Here is a 13694-nt window from a genome sequence, read left to right on the forward strand (position 1 = left end):
TCCCGTCCGGCGGGCGCGCCCGATCCTGGAGGGGAGCCCGCGGTGGACCGACCAGAACGGGAACGCATGATGCTGACGACCACGGCACGCCCTTCACCGGAGACCAGCGCCCCCGGCCGTCTGTCGCCGGGGGTCCGAAGGATCACCCTCGACGCGGCCGGCACCCCCTTGTCCGCGCTGCTGAGCGAACCCGTGGACGGACGTCCGGCGCGGGCGACCGTCGTCGCCCTGCACGGCGGCGGGATGAGCGCCGGGTACTTCGACGGGCAGGCCCATCCGGACGTCTCGCTGCTGACGCTCGGCGCCCGCCTCGGCTGCGCCGTGCTCGCACTCGACCGGCCCGGATACGGCGCGTCGGCCCCGTATCTGCCTGCCGGGCAGTCGCTGCTGGAGCAGGCGTCGACGGTCCGTGCGGCGCTCGCCGACGCGCGGGACCGCCATGTGTCCGCGCCGCTGTTCCTGCTCGCCCACTCCTTCGGCGGCAAGCTCGCCCTCGCTCTCGCCGCCGACGCCCCGCCCGGCGCCTTCGTCGGCCTGGACGTCTCCGGGTGCGGGCACCGGCCGGCCGCCTTCGCCGGGTTGCTCGGCCGCACCACGGCCGCCGGCCTGCGCCGGCTCAACTGGGGTCCGCTGCGGCTCTATCCGGCCGGGACCTTCCGCGAGAGCGGGGCGGTCGTCGCCCCGGTGCCCCGGCGGGAGGTCGAATCGGCGGTGGAGTGGGGCACGCTGTCCCCCCGTCTGCTGCCCCGGGTGCGGGTGCCGGTGCGCCTCACCTTCGCCGAGCACGAGGCGTGGTGGCGTCACGACGACGCCGATCTGGCGGACCTCGCCGCGCAGTTCTCGGCGGCGCCACGGGTGCTGGTCGACCGGCTCCCCGCGGCCGGGCACAACGTCAGCCTGGGTTCCGCCGCCCGGGCGTACCACCTGCGCGCCCTGGCGTTTCTCGACGAGTGCCTCGACGCCGGCGGCCGGGCCGCCGCACGGTGACCGCCGCCGCCCCGGCCCGTCCCTGCCGAGTGAGCGCTCTGCCTCGGGTCCGGCTGCGGACGCTGTCACTGCCCGCCCCGGACGAAGCTTCCCGGTTCCAGATCCCTGACTGCCTCGACGCGGGAGAGCTGGCCCGTGCCGCCGGTTTCGCCGGTCCGCGCGCCCGGCTTCGTTACGTCACCGCCCATGTCGCGCTGCGCGAGGTCCTCGCCGAGTACACCGGTACGGATGCGGCACGGCTGCGGTTCGGGCGCGACCGGCCCGGCGGAATGAGCAGCGGTCCTGGAGGGCGGCCGGTGCTGCTCGGTTTCCCGGAGGGGCCGCACTTCTCCCTCTCGCACAGCCACGACCTGATCGTGATCGCCGTCGCCGCCGTGCCCGTGGGCGTCGACGTGCAGCGCGTGCCGCGGGCCGGCACGGTCGACGCGCTGCTGCCCCGGCTGCACCCGGCGGAGCGCGAGGGCCTGTCACGCGTCCCCCGGGCCGCGCGAGCAGCCGCCTTCGCCCGGCTGTGGACGAGGAAGGAGGCATACCTGAAGGGCCTCGGCACGGGCCTCGCGCGCGGTCTGGGCACCGACTGCCTCCTGGACGGGAGGCAGCCGGCCGGCTGGCACGTCCGCGACCTGGCCGCGCAGTCCGGGTACGCGGCGGCGATCGCCGTCCCGCACCCCGTCCACCCCGAGGGCGGCCCGCTACTCGCCGGCCACCGCCCCGGCACGGCGTGAACCGGCCACCGAAGCGAGCAGTTCCCTCGTGTACGGGTGGGAGGGCTCGGCGAACACCTGTGCCACCGAACCCGACTCGACCAGCCGGCCGCCCCGCATCACACCGACGTGGTGGGCGATGCCCCGGACCACGGCGAGGTCGTGCGAAATGAACAGGCAGCTCAGCCCCGACTCGTCCTGGAGTTCGGTGAGCAGTTCCAGGATGCGCGCCTGCACCGCGACGTCGAGCGCGGAGACCGGTTCGTCGCACACCACCAGATCGGGTCGCAGCGCCAGCGCGCGGGCGATGGCCACTCGCTGCCGCTGCCCGCCCGACAGCTCCTGCGGGCGCCGCCGGAGCGTACCGGCCGGGAGCCGCACGCGGTCCAGGAGGGCCGCCGCCTCCCGGGAGCGCCCGGCCCGGTCGCCCACCCGGTACGCCCGCAGCGGCTCGGCGATGATGTCCCCCACCGTCAGGCGCGGGTCGAGGGAGGCGTAGGGGCTCTGATAGACGATCTGCATGCGGCGCCGCAGTCGGCGCAGCGCCTCTCCGCGCAGCGAGGTGATGTCCTCGCCGTCGAAGTGGACCGTGCCGGACGTCGGATCGGCGAGGCGGACCAGCAGCCGGGCGGTGGTCGACTTGCCCGAGCCCGACTCCCCGACCAGGGCGAGCGTCTCCCCCCGTCCGATGGTCAGGTCCACCGAGTCGACGGCCCGGACGGGCGCCCGGCCGCGGCGGCCCCGGTTGAACTCCTTCACCAGCCCCCGGGCCACCACCAGGTCCCGCGAGGCCCCCGCGGGCCGGACCGGCGGGGTCCGCTCCCGTACCGAGCCGAGAATCGGCGCGGAACGCAGCAGTTGCCGGGTGACCGGGTGCCGGGGATCGCCCAGCACCTCACCGACCGTCCCCGATTCGATGATCTCGCCCTGTGACATCACCCCCACGCGCTGGGCGCGGTCGGCGGCGACACCCAGATCGTGGGTGATGAGCAGCACCGCCGTGCCCGTGCGGGCGACGAGTTCGTCCACGTGGTCGAGGAGAGCGCGCTGCACGGTGACGTCGAGCGCGCTGGTGGGCTCGTCGGCGATCAGCAGCTTCGGCCGGGCGGCGAGCGCGATCGCGATGAGCGCCCGCTGTCGCATTCCGCCGGACAGTTCGTGGGGGTACTGCCGGGCCCGCAGGTGCGGCTGGGGCAGGCCCGCCTCGGCGAGCAGTTCGACGGCGCGTTCCGCGGCCTCGCGCCGGCCGGAGGCCAGCTTGTGGATCAGGAGCACTTCGCCGATCTGCGGGCCGATGCGGCGCACCGGGTTCAGCGACACCATGGGGTCCTGCGGGACGAAGCCGATGTCCCGGCCGCGGTGGCGGCGCATCTCCGGTTCGGCGGCCGCGGCGAGGTCGGTCGCGCCGAAGAGGACGCGGCCCGCCGTGACCGTCGCTCCGGGCGGCAGCAGGCCGACGACGGCGTGGGCCGTCGTGGACTTGCCCGAGCCGGAGGCACCGACCAGGGCCACGACTTCGCCCGGTGCGACGGTGAGGGACACCCCGCGCACCGCGTCCACCCGGCCCGCCCGCGTGCGGTAGGAGATCCTCAGCCCTTCTATGCCGAGCAGGGGGCCGGATTCCCCGGGCCGGCCGGCCGGTGCTGTCAGGGGTTTCGTCATGGGGTGCTCTCCTTCGCCTCGCCGTCGAGGGCACGGGCGATGCGGTTTGCGGCCAGGACCGTCGCCGCCAGGGCGAGTCCGGGCAGGGTGGTCAGCCACCAGGCGGTGGCCAGGTAGTCACGGCCGCCGGCGACCAGCGACCCCCATTCGGGGGCCGGCGGGCGCGCCCCGTAACCGAGGAACGACAACGACGACACCTGGAGCACGACGCCCCCGAAGTCCACCGCCGCGTAGACGAGGACGGGCCCGGCCGCGTTCGGCAGCACGTGCCGCAGCAGAACCGCGTACCACCGGGTGCCGCTCGCCCGAGCGGCCTCCACGTACGTGGACCGGGCTACCCGCAGGACCTCGGCCCGCATGATCCGGGCGAACATGGCCACGCTGGTCACCCCTACGGCCACGGCGACCTGCACGGTTCCGAAGCCGAGGGCGGTGACCAGGGCGAGCGAGAGCAGCAGTCCCGGCACGGCGAGGAGTACGTCGGTGAGCCGCATCAGCACACTGTCGGCCCACCCGCCGGCCGCACCGGCCACCAGCCCGGTCAGCGACCCCGCCACCAGGCCGACGAAGACGGCGAGCGCCGTGGCCCGCAGGGTGAGGGAGCTGCCGTGCACCAACCGGGTGAACAGATCACGGCCGAGCTGGTCGGTGCCGAGGAGGTGTTCCCCGTCGGGCGGCCGGAGCCGGTCGGCGGGCACCCCGGCCAGCGGATCGCGGCCGGTGAACAGGGCGGGGTGCAGCGCGGCGAGCAGGACCAGGGCGATGAACACGACGGACAGGACGAGCCCGGGCCGGGCGAGCCAGAACCCGGCGGTCCGGCGCAGCCGCGCGGGCGACTCTCGCGGCGCGCCGTCGAAGGACGTGCCGGGCGCGGTGACCGGGGCCCCGCCGTCGGGGGACGTACCGAGTGCGCTCACGTGGCCACCGCCGTCGGGCCCGTCGCCGTGAGCCGCGGGTCGAACACCGGGTGCAGGAGGTCCACGGCCAGGTTCGCCAGGACGAACGCGCAGGCCCCGGACACCACGAGCCCCTGGACGACGGGAATGTCCTGCGCGGTCACGGCGGTCGCCGTCAGCCGGCCGATCCCGTTGCGGGAGAAGACGGTCTCCACCACCACGGAGCCCGCCAGCACATGGCCGACCAGCACCCCCGCGACGGTCAGCGGTGCGAGCGCCGCGTTGCGGGCCGCGTGAGAGAAGTGGACGCGGAGCCGGCTCGCCCCCTTGGCGACGGCCGTGCCGATGTACGGCTCGGCGAGTGCGGTGCGCAGGCTCTTGGCGAAGACCTGGGCGATCAGCGCGGCCGCCGGCAGCGCCAGCGTCACCGCCGGCAGCAGCAACGAGGCGGCGCTCCCGTCCCCGAAGGCCGGTAACAGCCCCCAGCGGAAGGAGAAGAACTGGATGAGCACCAAGCCGGCCCAGAAGGTGGGGGCGGCCACCCCCGCCGACGGGAGCGACAGCAGGAGCTGAGCCGCCCACCGTCGACGGGTGTACGTGCCGGCCAGGGCGACCCCGGACCCCAGCGGCAGGGCGAGGGCCAGCGTGGCCGCCGTGAGCTCCAGCGTCGCGGGAGTCGCGTCCGCGATCATCCGCCCGACCGGTTCGCCGGTGTGGACGGAGGCGCCGAAGTCCCCGTGCAGGGCGTGCCCGAGCCGCGTCGCGTACTGCTCCGCCACCGGCCGGTCGAGACCGTACCGGGTGCGCACCGACGCGAGTTGTTCCGGGGTTACGGAGGTGCTGTCCCCGCCCCCGGCGGCCATGACGGTCACGGGGTCGCCGGGCAGCAGGTACAGCACACCGAAGGACAGGGTGTAGGCGGCCCAGAGGACGAACACGGCCTGGGCGAGCCGGCGTACGACGTAGTTGGCCATGGTCACGACAGCCACGCGTCGTGGAACTGCGGGTAGGACGTCGAGTCCAGGGTCAGGCCGTGCACCTTCTCGCCGATTCCGTAGACGCTCGCCATCTCGAACACGGGGATCTGGTAGCCCTGTTCGAGCACCCGGCGCTGCGCGGTCGCGACCAGGGCGGCCCGCTTCTCCGGGTCGCTCGCGGCGGCCTGCGCGTCCAGTGAGCGTTCCAGCCGGGGGTCGTCGATGCGGCCGAGGTTGAGCAGTTTGCCGGAGAACGCGGTGCGCAGGATGTCGGGGTCGTTGCGGGTGCCGTTGCCCCAGGCGAGGTCGTAGTCGCCCGCACCGCGCGCCTGCTGGTAGTCGGGCAGGGAGAGCAGCGTGAGGGTGAGGCCGATCCCGGTCTTGCGCAGCTGCTGCTGGATCAGTTCCAGAACGGTCTGGTTGGGCCCGAAGTTCGCGCCCAGGATCACCTTCAGGTTGAGCTTCTTGCCGTTCTTCACGCGGATGCCGTCAGGGCCGGGTACCCAGCCGGCCGCGTTCAGCGTCTGTCTGGTCCTCTCCGGATCGTGGGCGAGCAGCGCGCTGTTGTCGGCGTACCCGCCCGTGCTGCTGGACAGCGCGCTGGTCGCGGGGAGGTAGCTGGGGCTGAGGACGGTCTTCACGACCTCGTCCCGGTCCACGGCCGACTGGAGGGCGCGCCGCACGGCCGGGTCCTTCGTCAGCGGCCGTGCGGTGTTGACGCTGAGCGCGACGGGGACACCGGGGTTGGGCCGGTCGAGGATGCTCAGCCCTCGCCCCGCGAGGGTCTCCTGGTCCTGCGGCGCGACGCCGGCGATCGCCTCGACCTGCCCGGAGTTCAGGCTCCCGCTGCGTACTCCGGCCTCGGGGACGACTCTGAAGGAGAGCTTGTCCAGATAGGCGGCTCCGGAGTGCTTCCAGAGCGGCGAGCCCCACTGGTAGCCGTCGCGCCTGGTCAGTTCCACCGAGGTGTTCGGGGTGTAGCCGTCGAGGGTGAACGGCCCGGAGCCGATCAGTTCGGCGGTGCAGCGCCGGTCTGCGGGGAGTTTCAGGCTCGCGGGGGCGAGGAGCCCCAGCGTCGCTGTCGAAGTCGCTTGCAGGAACTGCTCGTTGGGCCCCTTGAAGGTCACCTTGGCCGTGTACCGGTCGACGACCTCGGTGCTGCGGTAGCCCTGGAGGTAGCCGGCGCCCAGCATCGACTTGGCGCCCAGGGCGGCAACGGCGTCCAGGTTGGCTTTGACCGCCTTGGCGTCGAGCGGAGTGCCGTCGGCGAATGTGGCGTCCGTGCGCAGGCTGAAGGTGAACCGCGAGGCGTCGGACGAGACCTGCCACGAGCGTGCGATCCACGGCACGATCTGGCCGGTCCTCGGGTTCTGGTCGGTGAGCGAGTCCACGAAGGCGCGGGCCCCGTACAGGGCGTCGGTGGTCGTGGCCTGGTGCGGGTCGACGCAGCCGGGGTCGGCCGCCATCGCGAACCTGAGGTGGCCGCCGGACCGTGGCGTGGAGGCCGCCTTGCCGGGGGCCCCGGATGCTCCGGAGCAGGCCGTCGCGGTGAGCGGGAGGACGAGCGCGGCGGCCAGGGCGGCCGTCGGGGAGCTCGCGAAGAGGCGCGAGGGCGTGGGACGTCTGGACATGAAGGTACGACTCCGGGTGAGCGAGAGCGGGAATGAGGAGACCGGGCCGGCCCCGTACGGGTGGCGGGAGGCCGGACCGGGCGTCGGGAATGCGGGCGCGAAGGCCCCGCGCGCCGGTCCGTGTACGGCTGAACCGGCTTGTGGGCACGGGCGTCGCGGGCCTGCGTGGGGACACGCGTGCCCGTGCGTCGTGCGGGAGGTGGGGTCAGTGCCCCGGACAGACGAAGCCGGCGAGGCGTTGCAGATCGATGTGCCGACGGGTCGTCAGCGGTACCCGCTCAGACACGGCCCATCCTGAAGCCGACACCGCGGACGGTGATGATCCAGTCGGGTGAGCCGAGCTTGGAGCGGACCGCGCTCACGTGGGTGTCGATCGTGCGGCTGGCCCGGCCGCCGGGGACATGACGTCCCGGGAACCCCCACACCGCGGCCATCAGCGAGGCCCTGGAGTGCACGGTGTGCGGCTCCGAGGCGAGCCGGTGGAGCAGGTCGAACTCCTTGAGGGTGAGGCCGATCAGCCGGCCGTTGAGCCGCACCTCCCGCGTCTCCGGATCGATGCACAGCGAACCGTGCGCGATCGCCGCCGCCCGCGTACTCCGTGCCGTCACCGGGCGGGACCGCCGGAGTACGGCATCGATGCGGGCGAGGAGCTCACGGAACCCGTACGGCTTCGCCATGCAGTCGTCGCAGCCCGCCTGCAGGCACAGGATCCGGTCGAGTTTCATCCCGGCATCCGTGAAAGCGATGACGGGAATATCACTGTTCGCCCGGACGGCCCGGCAGACCTCCAGGCCATCGATGTCGGGCAGGAGGAGATCGATCAGAAAGAGGTCGAAATTCTTGTGCTCTTCCAGAGCTTCGGTGCCCGTCGTGCAGATCTCCACGTCGTACCCGTGACGCTTCAGCTGGGTGCTCAACGTGTTTCCGTTCGACCTGTCGGAATCAACGACCAGGACGCGCATCAATTCCCCCGTTCCATGGTGCGGGCGCAGCACCGAAGTTGCGGGCCTCAGGCTAGACACCCGGCCACGCACCTGACTGTGAGCGGGGTCACAGGAAGCGGTCCGAGGGGGCGTCCTGCGCCTTCCTCAACAGGGATTTGTACTTCCCCTGACATTTCCTTGGCGCCGGCCGCGCAGTCGACCCGGCGCCGGGCCTTTTCCCGCCGCGGGAATGTCAGACATCCGCCCCGGCGACTTGACGATCGCTTGACATCTCTTTGCGCAGGACCTTGACGTTTCCGCCTTGAAAACAAAAAGTGCGGCGGCCGAGGATGTTTCACGTCAGCAGGAATCGAACGGACCCTCAGTCGGGAGACTCCATGGATGCTTCGGTCATCATTGTCGGAGCGGGACCGGCAGGACTCGTACTCGCCGGTGAATTACGTCTGGCCGGAATCGATGTCATCGTGGTCGAACGCCTTTCCCGGCGTACCGGGGAATCGCGGGGACTGGGTTTCACCATCCGTACGACGGAAAGTCTCGACCAACGCGGCCTGTTGTCCCGGTTCGGCGGACTGGACACCAGCACCCGGGGCCACTTCGGCGGCATCCCGCTGGACCTGGCCGTCCTCGGCGGCGCGCATCCCGCCGCCCGCGGCATCCCCCAGTCCGTCACCGAGACGGTGTTGGAGGGCTGGGCGCGGGAACTGGGCGCCGATATCAGGCGCGGCCATGAGTTCCTGTCGCTCCAGGACACCGGCGAAGCGGTCTCCGTACGCGTCAGGGCGGGCGACCGGGAAACCACGCTCTCCGCCCGCTATCTCGTCGCGGCGGACGGTGGACGCAGCGCGGTCCGCAAAGCAGCCGGTTTCGACTTCCCCGGCACCGAGGCCACCACGGAACTGCTCCTCGCCGACATCAGGGGCGTGGACGTGGACCCCCGGGCGACCGGGCAGAGCCTCGCCGGCGGGATGGTCATGGCCGCCCCGCTCGGCGACGGCCTGCACCGCGTCATCGTCGGCGAACACGGCGCCCTGCCGGGGCGGCGCACCGGGCCGCCCTCCTTCCACGAGGTCGCCGACGTGTGGAAGCGGCTCACGGGCGGCGACATCTCGGGGGCCGAGGCCGTGTGGGTGTCCGCGTTCACCGACGCCACCCGTCAGGCGTCCGAGTACCGGCGGGGCCGCGTCCTGCTGACCGGGGACGCCGCCCACATCCACCTGCCGGCCGGCGGACAGGGCATGAACACCTCCATCCAGGACTCGTTCAACCTCGGCTGGAAGCTCGCCGCCGTCCTGCGCGGGACGGCCCCCGCCACCCTGCTCGACACCTACCACTCCGAACGTCACCGGGTGGGGCGGCAGCTCCTGGCCAACACCCGCGCACAGAGCCTCCTCATCCTCGGCGGCGACGACGTGCAGCCGCTGCGGGACGTTCTGTCCGAGCTCCTTCCGTACGACGAGGTGGCCCGCCATCTCGCCGCCAAGGTCAGCGGGACCGACATCCGGTACGACGTCGGCACGGGCTCCCACCCGTTGCTCGGCGCCCGCCTGCCCCATCTGGAACTGACCACCCGGGCCGGCCGGACCAGCTCCACCGCCCTGCTCCGCTCCGGCCGGGGGGTGTTGCTCGACCTCACGGACAACCCCTGGCCGCGCCGCAGGGCCGCCCGCTGGCGGGACCGGATCGACGTGGTCACCGGCGCCCCGCACGGCTCCGTGCCCGCCGGCCTCGCCGGCACCACCGCGGTCCTGCTCCGCCCGGACGGCTACGTCGCCTGGGCCGCCCCCGGCAGCCACCACGACCTGCCCACCGCGCTGGACCGCTGGTTCGGCCCGGCCTGACCCCGACCGCTCTCAGAGAGGCCACCATGCACAGCAACCTCATCGTCGCCCGGATGGAGATCGGAAGCGCCGACGAAGTCGCCCGTCTGTTCGGCGAGTTCGACACCACAGACATGCCCCACCGGATGGGCACCCGCCGCCGCCAGCTGTTCGCGTACCGCGGGCTCTACTTCCACCTGCAGGACTTCGACGGCGAGGACGGCGGCGAGCGCATCGAGGCCGCCAAGTCGGACAGCCGGTTCATCGGCATCAGCGACGACCTCAAGCCCCACATCGCGGCCTACGACCCCGCCACCTGGCGCTCGCCGGCCGATGCGCTGGCCCAGCGCTTCTACCATTGGAGCGCCTCGTGACCGCCACCCCGCCCGGACGGGAACGCCGTGTCGTCATCACCGGGGTGGGCGTCACCGCTCCCGGCGCCCTCGGCACCAAGGACTTCTGGCGGCTGATCTCCGACGGCCGGACCGCGACGCGACGGATCTCCCTCTTCGACCCCTCGCCGTTCCGCTCCCAGGTCGCCGCGGAGGTCGACTTCGACCCCGAGCTCGCCGGCCTCGGCCCGCAGGAGATCAGGCGGATGGACCGGGCCGCCCAGTTCGCCGTCGTCACCGCCCGCGAAGCCGTCCACGACAGCGGGCTCGACTTCACGGCTCTGGACCCCGTGCGCACCGGGGTCACCATCGGCAGCGCCGTCGGCGCCACCACCGGACTCGACCAGGAGTACCGCACGGTCAGCGACGGCGGCAGGCTCGACCTGGTCGACCACCGCTACGCCGTGCCGCACCTCTACAACTTCCTGGTCCCGAGCTCGTTCGCCACGGAGGTCGCCTGGGCCGTCGGCGCCGAGGGCCCGGGCACGGTCGTCTCCACCGGATGCACCTCCGGGCTGGACGCCGTCGGCCACGCCGCCGGGGTCATCAGGGACGGTCTCGCCGACGTGATGGTGGCCGGGGCGACCGACGCGCCCATCTCCCCCATCACGGTGGCCTGCTTCGATGCCATCAAGGCCACCACCCCCCGCAACGACGACCCCGGACACGCCTCCCGTCCCTTCGACTCCAGCCGCAACGGTTTCGTCCTCGGTGAGGGCGCCGCCGTCTTCGTCCTGGAGGAGCTCACCGGCGCACGGCGGCGAGGAGCCCACATCTATGCCGAGGTGGCCGGTTACGCCACCCGGTCCAACGCCTTCCACATGACCGGGCTGCGGCCCGACGGCAAGGAGATGGCCGAGGCGATCCGGGTGGCCCTGGACGAGGCACGGCTGGCCGCCGAGGACATCGACTACATCAACGCCCACGGTTCCGGTACGAAGCAGAACGACCGCCACGAGACCGCGGCGTTCAAGCGGAGCCTCGGCGAGCACGCCTACCGGACCCCCGTCTCCTCCATCAAGTCCATGGTCGGCCACTCGCTCGGTGCCATCGGATCGATCGAGGTCGCCGCGTCCGTGCTCGCGATGGAGCACCACGTCGTCCCGCCCACGGCCAACCTCCACAACCCCGACCCCGAATGCGACCTCGACTACGTGCCCCTGACCGCCCGCGACCGGCGGACCGACGCGGTGCTGTCCGTCGGCAGCGGCTTCGGCGGCTTCCAGAGCGCGGTCGTCCTCGCCCGCCCCGATCGGAGGACCCGATGAGCGCCCGGACGGTCATCACCGGAATCGGCGTCGCCGCCCCCAACGGACTGGGCCTGGAGACCTACTGGCGGGCCACCCTCGCGGGGCGGCGGGCCATCGCCCCGCTGACCAGGTTCGACCCCACGCCCTACCCCTCCCGGCTGGCTGGTGAGATCAGCGGCTTCGAAGCGGCCGAACTGCTGCCGGGACGGCTCCTGCCGCAGACCGACCGGATGACGCGGATCTCCCTCGTCGGGGCCGACTGGGCCCTGGCGGACGCGGACGTCACCCCCGGCGATCTGCCCGACTACGACGTCGGCGTGATCACCGCCGGTCACTCGGGCGGCTTCGAATTCGGCCAGAACGAGCTCAAGGCCCTGTGGAGCAAGGGCGGCACCTACGTCTCCGCCTACCAGTCGTTCGCCTGGTTCTACGCGGTCAACAGCGGGCAGATCTCCATCCGCACCGGTGCCCGGGGGCCGAGCAGCGTCGTCGTCAGCGACCAGGCCGGCGGCCTCGACGCCCTCGCCCAGGCCCGGCGCCAGGTCCGCAAGGGGACCCCCGTCCTCATCGCAGGCGCTGTGGACGCCTCCCTGTGCTCCTGGGGATGGGTCGCGCAGATCGCCGGCGGCCGGCTCACCACCTCCGACGACCCCGAGCGCGCCTACCTCCCCTTCGACAGCGAAGCCTCCGGACACGTGCCCGGAGAGGGGGGCGCCATCCTCGTCGTGGAGGACGCCGAGCACGCCCGCCGCCGGGACGCCCCCCGGGTGTACGGAGAGATCACCGGCCACGCCGCCACGATGGACCCGCGGCCCGGCAGCGGACGGGCCCCCGGACTCCAGCGTGCGATCGAACTGGCCCTGGCCGACGCCGGAAGCGAGCCGGCCGACATCGACGTCGTGTTCGCCGACGCCGCCGCGGTGCCGGAACTCGACCGGGCGGAGGCCGAGGCACTCACCAAGGTCTTCGGGCCGCGCGGTGTGCCGGTCACCGCCCCCAAGACGATGACCGGCCGCCTGTACTCCGGGGCGGCGCCGCTCGACGTCGCCACCGCCCTGCTCTCCCTGCGGGACGGTGTCATCCCGCCGACCGTCGGCTCCACCCTCGCCGAGGGGTACGAGATCGATCTCGTCGGGCCCGCCCCCCGCCCCGCCGCGCTGCGCACCGCACTGGTCCTGGCCCGTGGACAGGGCGGCTTCAACTCCGCGCTCGTCGTGCGCCGCGCCGGCGAACCGGGGTGACGCGCGCCCGTACACCGCGACTCCCACGCCCGACCACCGGCGCGCGCCGCGCCACCGTCCGTAACGCCTCCACGCCACGAAAGGCTTCGCCATGTCCGTGCCCGGCACCCACACCGTCTTCGTCCTGGACGACCTGCGCCGCATCCTCCGGGAGGCCGCCGGCGCCGAGGAGGGGGTCGATCTCGACGCCGACATCCTCGACACCACCTTCGACGCCCTCGGTTACGAGTCGCTCGCCCTGCTGGAGACGGGCGGCCGGATCGAGCGGGAGTACGGCATCGCGCTGGACGACGACACCCTGACCGACGCCGACACCCCCCGCGCGCTGATCGACGTGGTCAACGCGCAGCTGACCGCGACCCGGACCGTCTGAGGAGACCTCATGAGCCAGCACACGGGCCCCGTGGCCCTCGTCACCGGCGCCACCAGCGGCATCGGCCTCGCCGTCGCCCGGCTGCTCGCCGGCCAGGGCCACCGGGTCTTCATCGGAGCCCGTAACGGCGACAACGTCGCCGCCACGGTCAAGGAACTGCGGGCGGAGGGGCTGGACGTCGACGGCACCCCCCTTGACGTCCGGTCCGCCGACGACGTGCGCACGTTCGTCGGCGCCGCCGTGGGCCGCTACGGCACGGTCGACGTCCTCGTCAACAACGCCGGCCGCAGCGGCGGAGGGGTGACCGCGGACATCGCCGACGACCTCTGGGACGACGTCATCGACACCAACCTCACCAGCGTCTTCCGCGTCACCCGGGAAGTCCTGAACACAGGTGGCCTGCGGCAGAAGGACCGGGGCCGGATCATCAACATCGCCTCCACCGCCGGCAAGCAGGGTGTCGTCCTCGGCGCCCCCTACTCGGCCTCCAAGCACGGGGTGGTCGGCTTCACCAAGGCGCTCGGCAACGAACTGGCCCCGACCGGGATCACCGTCAACGCCGTCTGCCCCGGGTATGTGGAGACGCCGATGGCCCAGCGCGTACGCGAGGGCTACGCCGCCGCCTACGACACCACCGAGGACGCGGTCCTGGAGAGGTTCAACGCCAAGATCCCGCTCGGACGCTACTCCACCCCCGAGGAGGTCGCCGGCCTCGTCGGCTATCTGGTGTCCGACACAGCCGCCTCCATCACCGCGCAGGCCCTCAACGTCTGCGGCGGCCTCGGCAACTTCTGACGCCCCATCACACCATTCACGC

14 protein-coding genes are annotated in these 13694 nt (G+C 72.8%); 8 read left to right on the forward strand and 6 right to left on the reverse strand.

What is annotated here, in order from left to right; all coding sequences use genetic code 11:
- The first annotated feature begins 66 nt into the window (after nucleotides 1-66).
- Both ABZ565_RS05110 and ABZ565_RS05115 read left to right on the forward strand, forming a co-directional pair.
- Nucleotides 67-987, forward strand: a complete 921-nt coding sequence (locus ABZ565_RS05110) for an alpha/beta fold hydrolase (RefSeq protein ID WP_361020643.1) — start codon at nucleotides 67-69, stop codon at nucleotides 985-987.
- 29 nt (nucleotides 988-1016) lie between these two features.
- Nucleotides 1017-1712: a 4'-phosphopantetheinyl transferase superfamily protein gene (locus ABZ565_RS05115; RefSeq protein ID WP_361020562.1), complete on the forward strand. Its 696-nt coding sequence runs from the start codon at nucleotides 1017-1019 to the stop codon at nucleotides 1710-1712.
- Here ABZ565_RS05115 and ABZ565_RS05120 read toward each other — a convergent pair.
- The 6 genes from ABZ565_RS05120 to ABZ565_RS05145 form a co-directional block, all read right to left on the reverse strand.
- Nucleotides 1680-3353, reverse strand: coding sequence for an ABC transporter ATP-binding protein (locus tag ABZ565_RS05120; protein ID WP_361020564.1), 1674 nt, complete (start codon nucleotides 3351-3353; stop codon nucleotides 1680-1682). The genes ABZ565_RS05115 and ABZ565_RS05120 overlap by 33 nt on opposite strands.
- A complete protein-coding gene (locus ABZ565_RS05125) occupies nucleotides 3350-4270 on the reverse strand; it encodes an ABC transporter permease (protein WP_361020566.1) in 921 nt (306 codons plus the stop codon). The genes ABZ565_RS05120 and ABZ565_RS05125 overlap by 4 nt, the downstream gene beginning before the upstream one ends.
- Entirely contained in the window at nucleotides 4267-5223 is a 957-nt protein-coding gene (locus ABZ565_RS05130) for an ABC transporter permease (protein WP_361020645.1), read from the reverse strand. Before ABZ565_RS05130 ends, ABZ565_RS05125 begins: the two co-directional genes overlap by 4 nt.
- 2 nt (nucleotides 5224-5225) lie before the next feature.
- Nucleotides 5226-6857: an ABC transporter substrate-binding protein gene (locus ABZ565_RS05135; protein ID WP_361020568.1), complete on the reverse strand. Its 1632-nt coding sequence runs from the start codon at nucleotides 6855-6857 to the stop codon at nucleotides 5226-5228.
- Nucleotides 6858-7062: 205 nt separating this feature from the next.
- Nucleotides 7063-7164 carry a putative leader peptide gene (locus tag ABZ565_RS05140; protein ID WP_361020570.1) on the reverse strand — a complete coding sequence of 34 codons (102 nt, stop codon included), beginning with the start codon at nucleotides 7162-7164 and terminating at the stop codon, nucleotides 7063-7065.
- Nucleotides 7136-7819: a response regulator transcription factor gene (locus tag ABZ565_RS05145; RefSeq protein WP_361020572.1), complete on the reverse strand. Its 684-nt coding sequence runs from the start codon at nucleotides 7817-7819 to the stop codon at nucleotides 7136-7138. The genes ABZ565_RS05140 and ABZ565_RS05145 overlap by 29 nt, the downstream gene beginning before the upstream one ends.
- 359 nt (nucleotides 7820-8178) lie before the next feature.
- Between ABZ565_RS05145 and ABZ565_RS05150 the strand changes: the two genes are divergently transcribed.
- From ABZ565_RS05150 to fabG, 6 genes are all read left to right on the forward strand, one after another.
- A complete protein-coding gene (locus ABZ565_RS05150; protein WP_361020574.1) occupies nucleotides 8179-9642 on the forward strand; it encodes an FAD-dependent monooxygenase in 1464 nt (487 codons plus the stop codon).
- 26 nt (nucleotides 9643-9668) lie between these two features.
- Nucleotides 9669-9995, forward strand: coding sequence for a TcmI family type II polyketide cyclase (locus ABZ565_RS05155; protein WP_361020576.1), 327 nt, complete (start codon nucleotides 9669-9671; stop codon nucleotides 9993-9995).
- Complete coding sequence (locus ABZ565_RS05160) at nucleotides 9992-11281, forward strand: beta-ketoacyl-[acyl-carrier-protein] synthase family protein (protein WP_361020577.1); 1290 nt, start codon at nucleotides 9992-9994, stop codon at nucleotides 11279-11281. Before ABZ565_RS05155 ends, ABZ565_RS05160 begins: the two co-directional genes overlap by 4 nt.
- Entirely contained in the window at nucleotides 11278-12504 is a 1227-nt protein-coding gene (locus ABZ565_RS05165; RefSeq protein ID WP_361020579.1) for a ketosynthase chain-length factor, read from the forward strand. The genes ABZ565_RS05160 and ABZ565_RS05165 overlap by 4 nt, the downstream gene beginning before the upstream one ends.
- Nucleotides 12505-12595: 91 nt before the next feature.
- Nucleotides 12596-12877 carry an acyl carrier protein gene (locus ABZ565_RS05170; RefSeq protein ID WP_361020581.1) on the forward strand — a complete coding sequence of 94 codons (282 nt, stop codon included), beginning with the start codon at nucleotides 12596-12598 and terminating at the stop codon, nucleotides 12875-12877.
- A gap of 9 nt (nucleotides 12878-12886) precedes the next feature.
- The gene (gene fabG / locus ABZ565_RS05175; protein ID WP_361020583.1) at nucleotides 12887-13672 is read left to right on the forward strand and encodes a 3-oxoacyl-ACP reductase FabG; all 786 of its coding nucleotides are present in this window, start codon (nucleotides 12887-12889) and stop codon (nucleotides 13670-13672) included.
- Nucleotides 13673-13694: the final 22 nt, after the last annotated feature.

Source organism: Streptomyces sp. NPDC016469, assembly GCF_040632905.1.
Lineage (GTDB): Bacteria > Actinomycetota > Actinomycetes > Streptomycetales > Streptomycetaceae > Streptomyces.

What these genes read in the sequence shown, in the direction of transcription:
- ABZ565_RS05110 (WP_361020643.1), top strand. Translation starts at nt 67, where the DNA reads ATGATGCTGACGACCACGGCACGCCCTTCACCGGAGACCAGCGCCCCC.
- ABZ565_RS05130 (WP_361020645.1), bottom strand. Translation starts at nt 5,223, where the DNA reads ATGGCCAACTACGTCGTACGCCGGCTCGCCCAGGCCGTGTTCGTCCTC.
- fabG (WP_361020583.1), top strand. Translation starts at nt 12,887, where the DNA reads ATGAGCCAGCACACGGGCCCCGTGGCCCTCGTCACCGGCGCCACCAGC.
- ABZ565_RS05120 (WP_361020564.1), bottom strand. Translation starts at nt 3,353, where the DNA reads ATGACGAAACCCCTGACAGCACCGGCCGGCCGGCCCGGGGAATCCGGC.
- ABZ565_RS05170 (WP_361020581.1), top strand. Translation starts at nt 12,596, where the DNA reads ATGTCCGTGCCCGGCACCCACACCGTCTTCGTCCTGGACGACCTGCGC.
- ABZ565_RS05165 (WP_361020579.1), top strand. Translation starts at nt 11,278, where the DNA reads ATGAGCGCCCGGACGGTCATCACCGGAATCGGCGTCGCCGCCCCCAAC.
- ABZ565_RS05150 (WP_361020574.1), top strand. Translation starts at nt 8,179, where the DNA reads ATGGATGCTTCGGTCATCATTGTCGGAGCGGGACCGGCAGGACTCGTA.
- ABZ565_RS05155 (WP_361020576.1), top strand. Translation starts at nt 9,669, where the DNA reads ATGCACAGCAACCTCATCGTCGCCCGGATGGAGATCGGAAGCGCCGAC.
- ABZ565_RS05135 (WP_361020568.1), bottom strand. Translation starts at nt 6,857, where the DNA reads ATGTCCAGACGTCCCACGCCCTCGCGCCTCTTCGCGAGCTCCCCGACG.
- ABZ565_RS05145 (WP_361020572.1), bottom strand. Translation starts at nt 7,819, where the DNA reads ATGCGCGTCCTGGTCGTTGATTCCGACAGGTCGAACGGAAACACGTTG.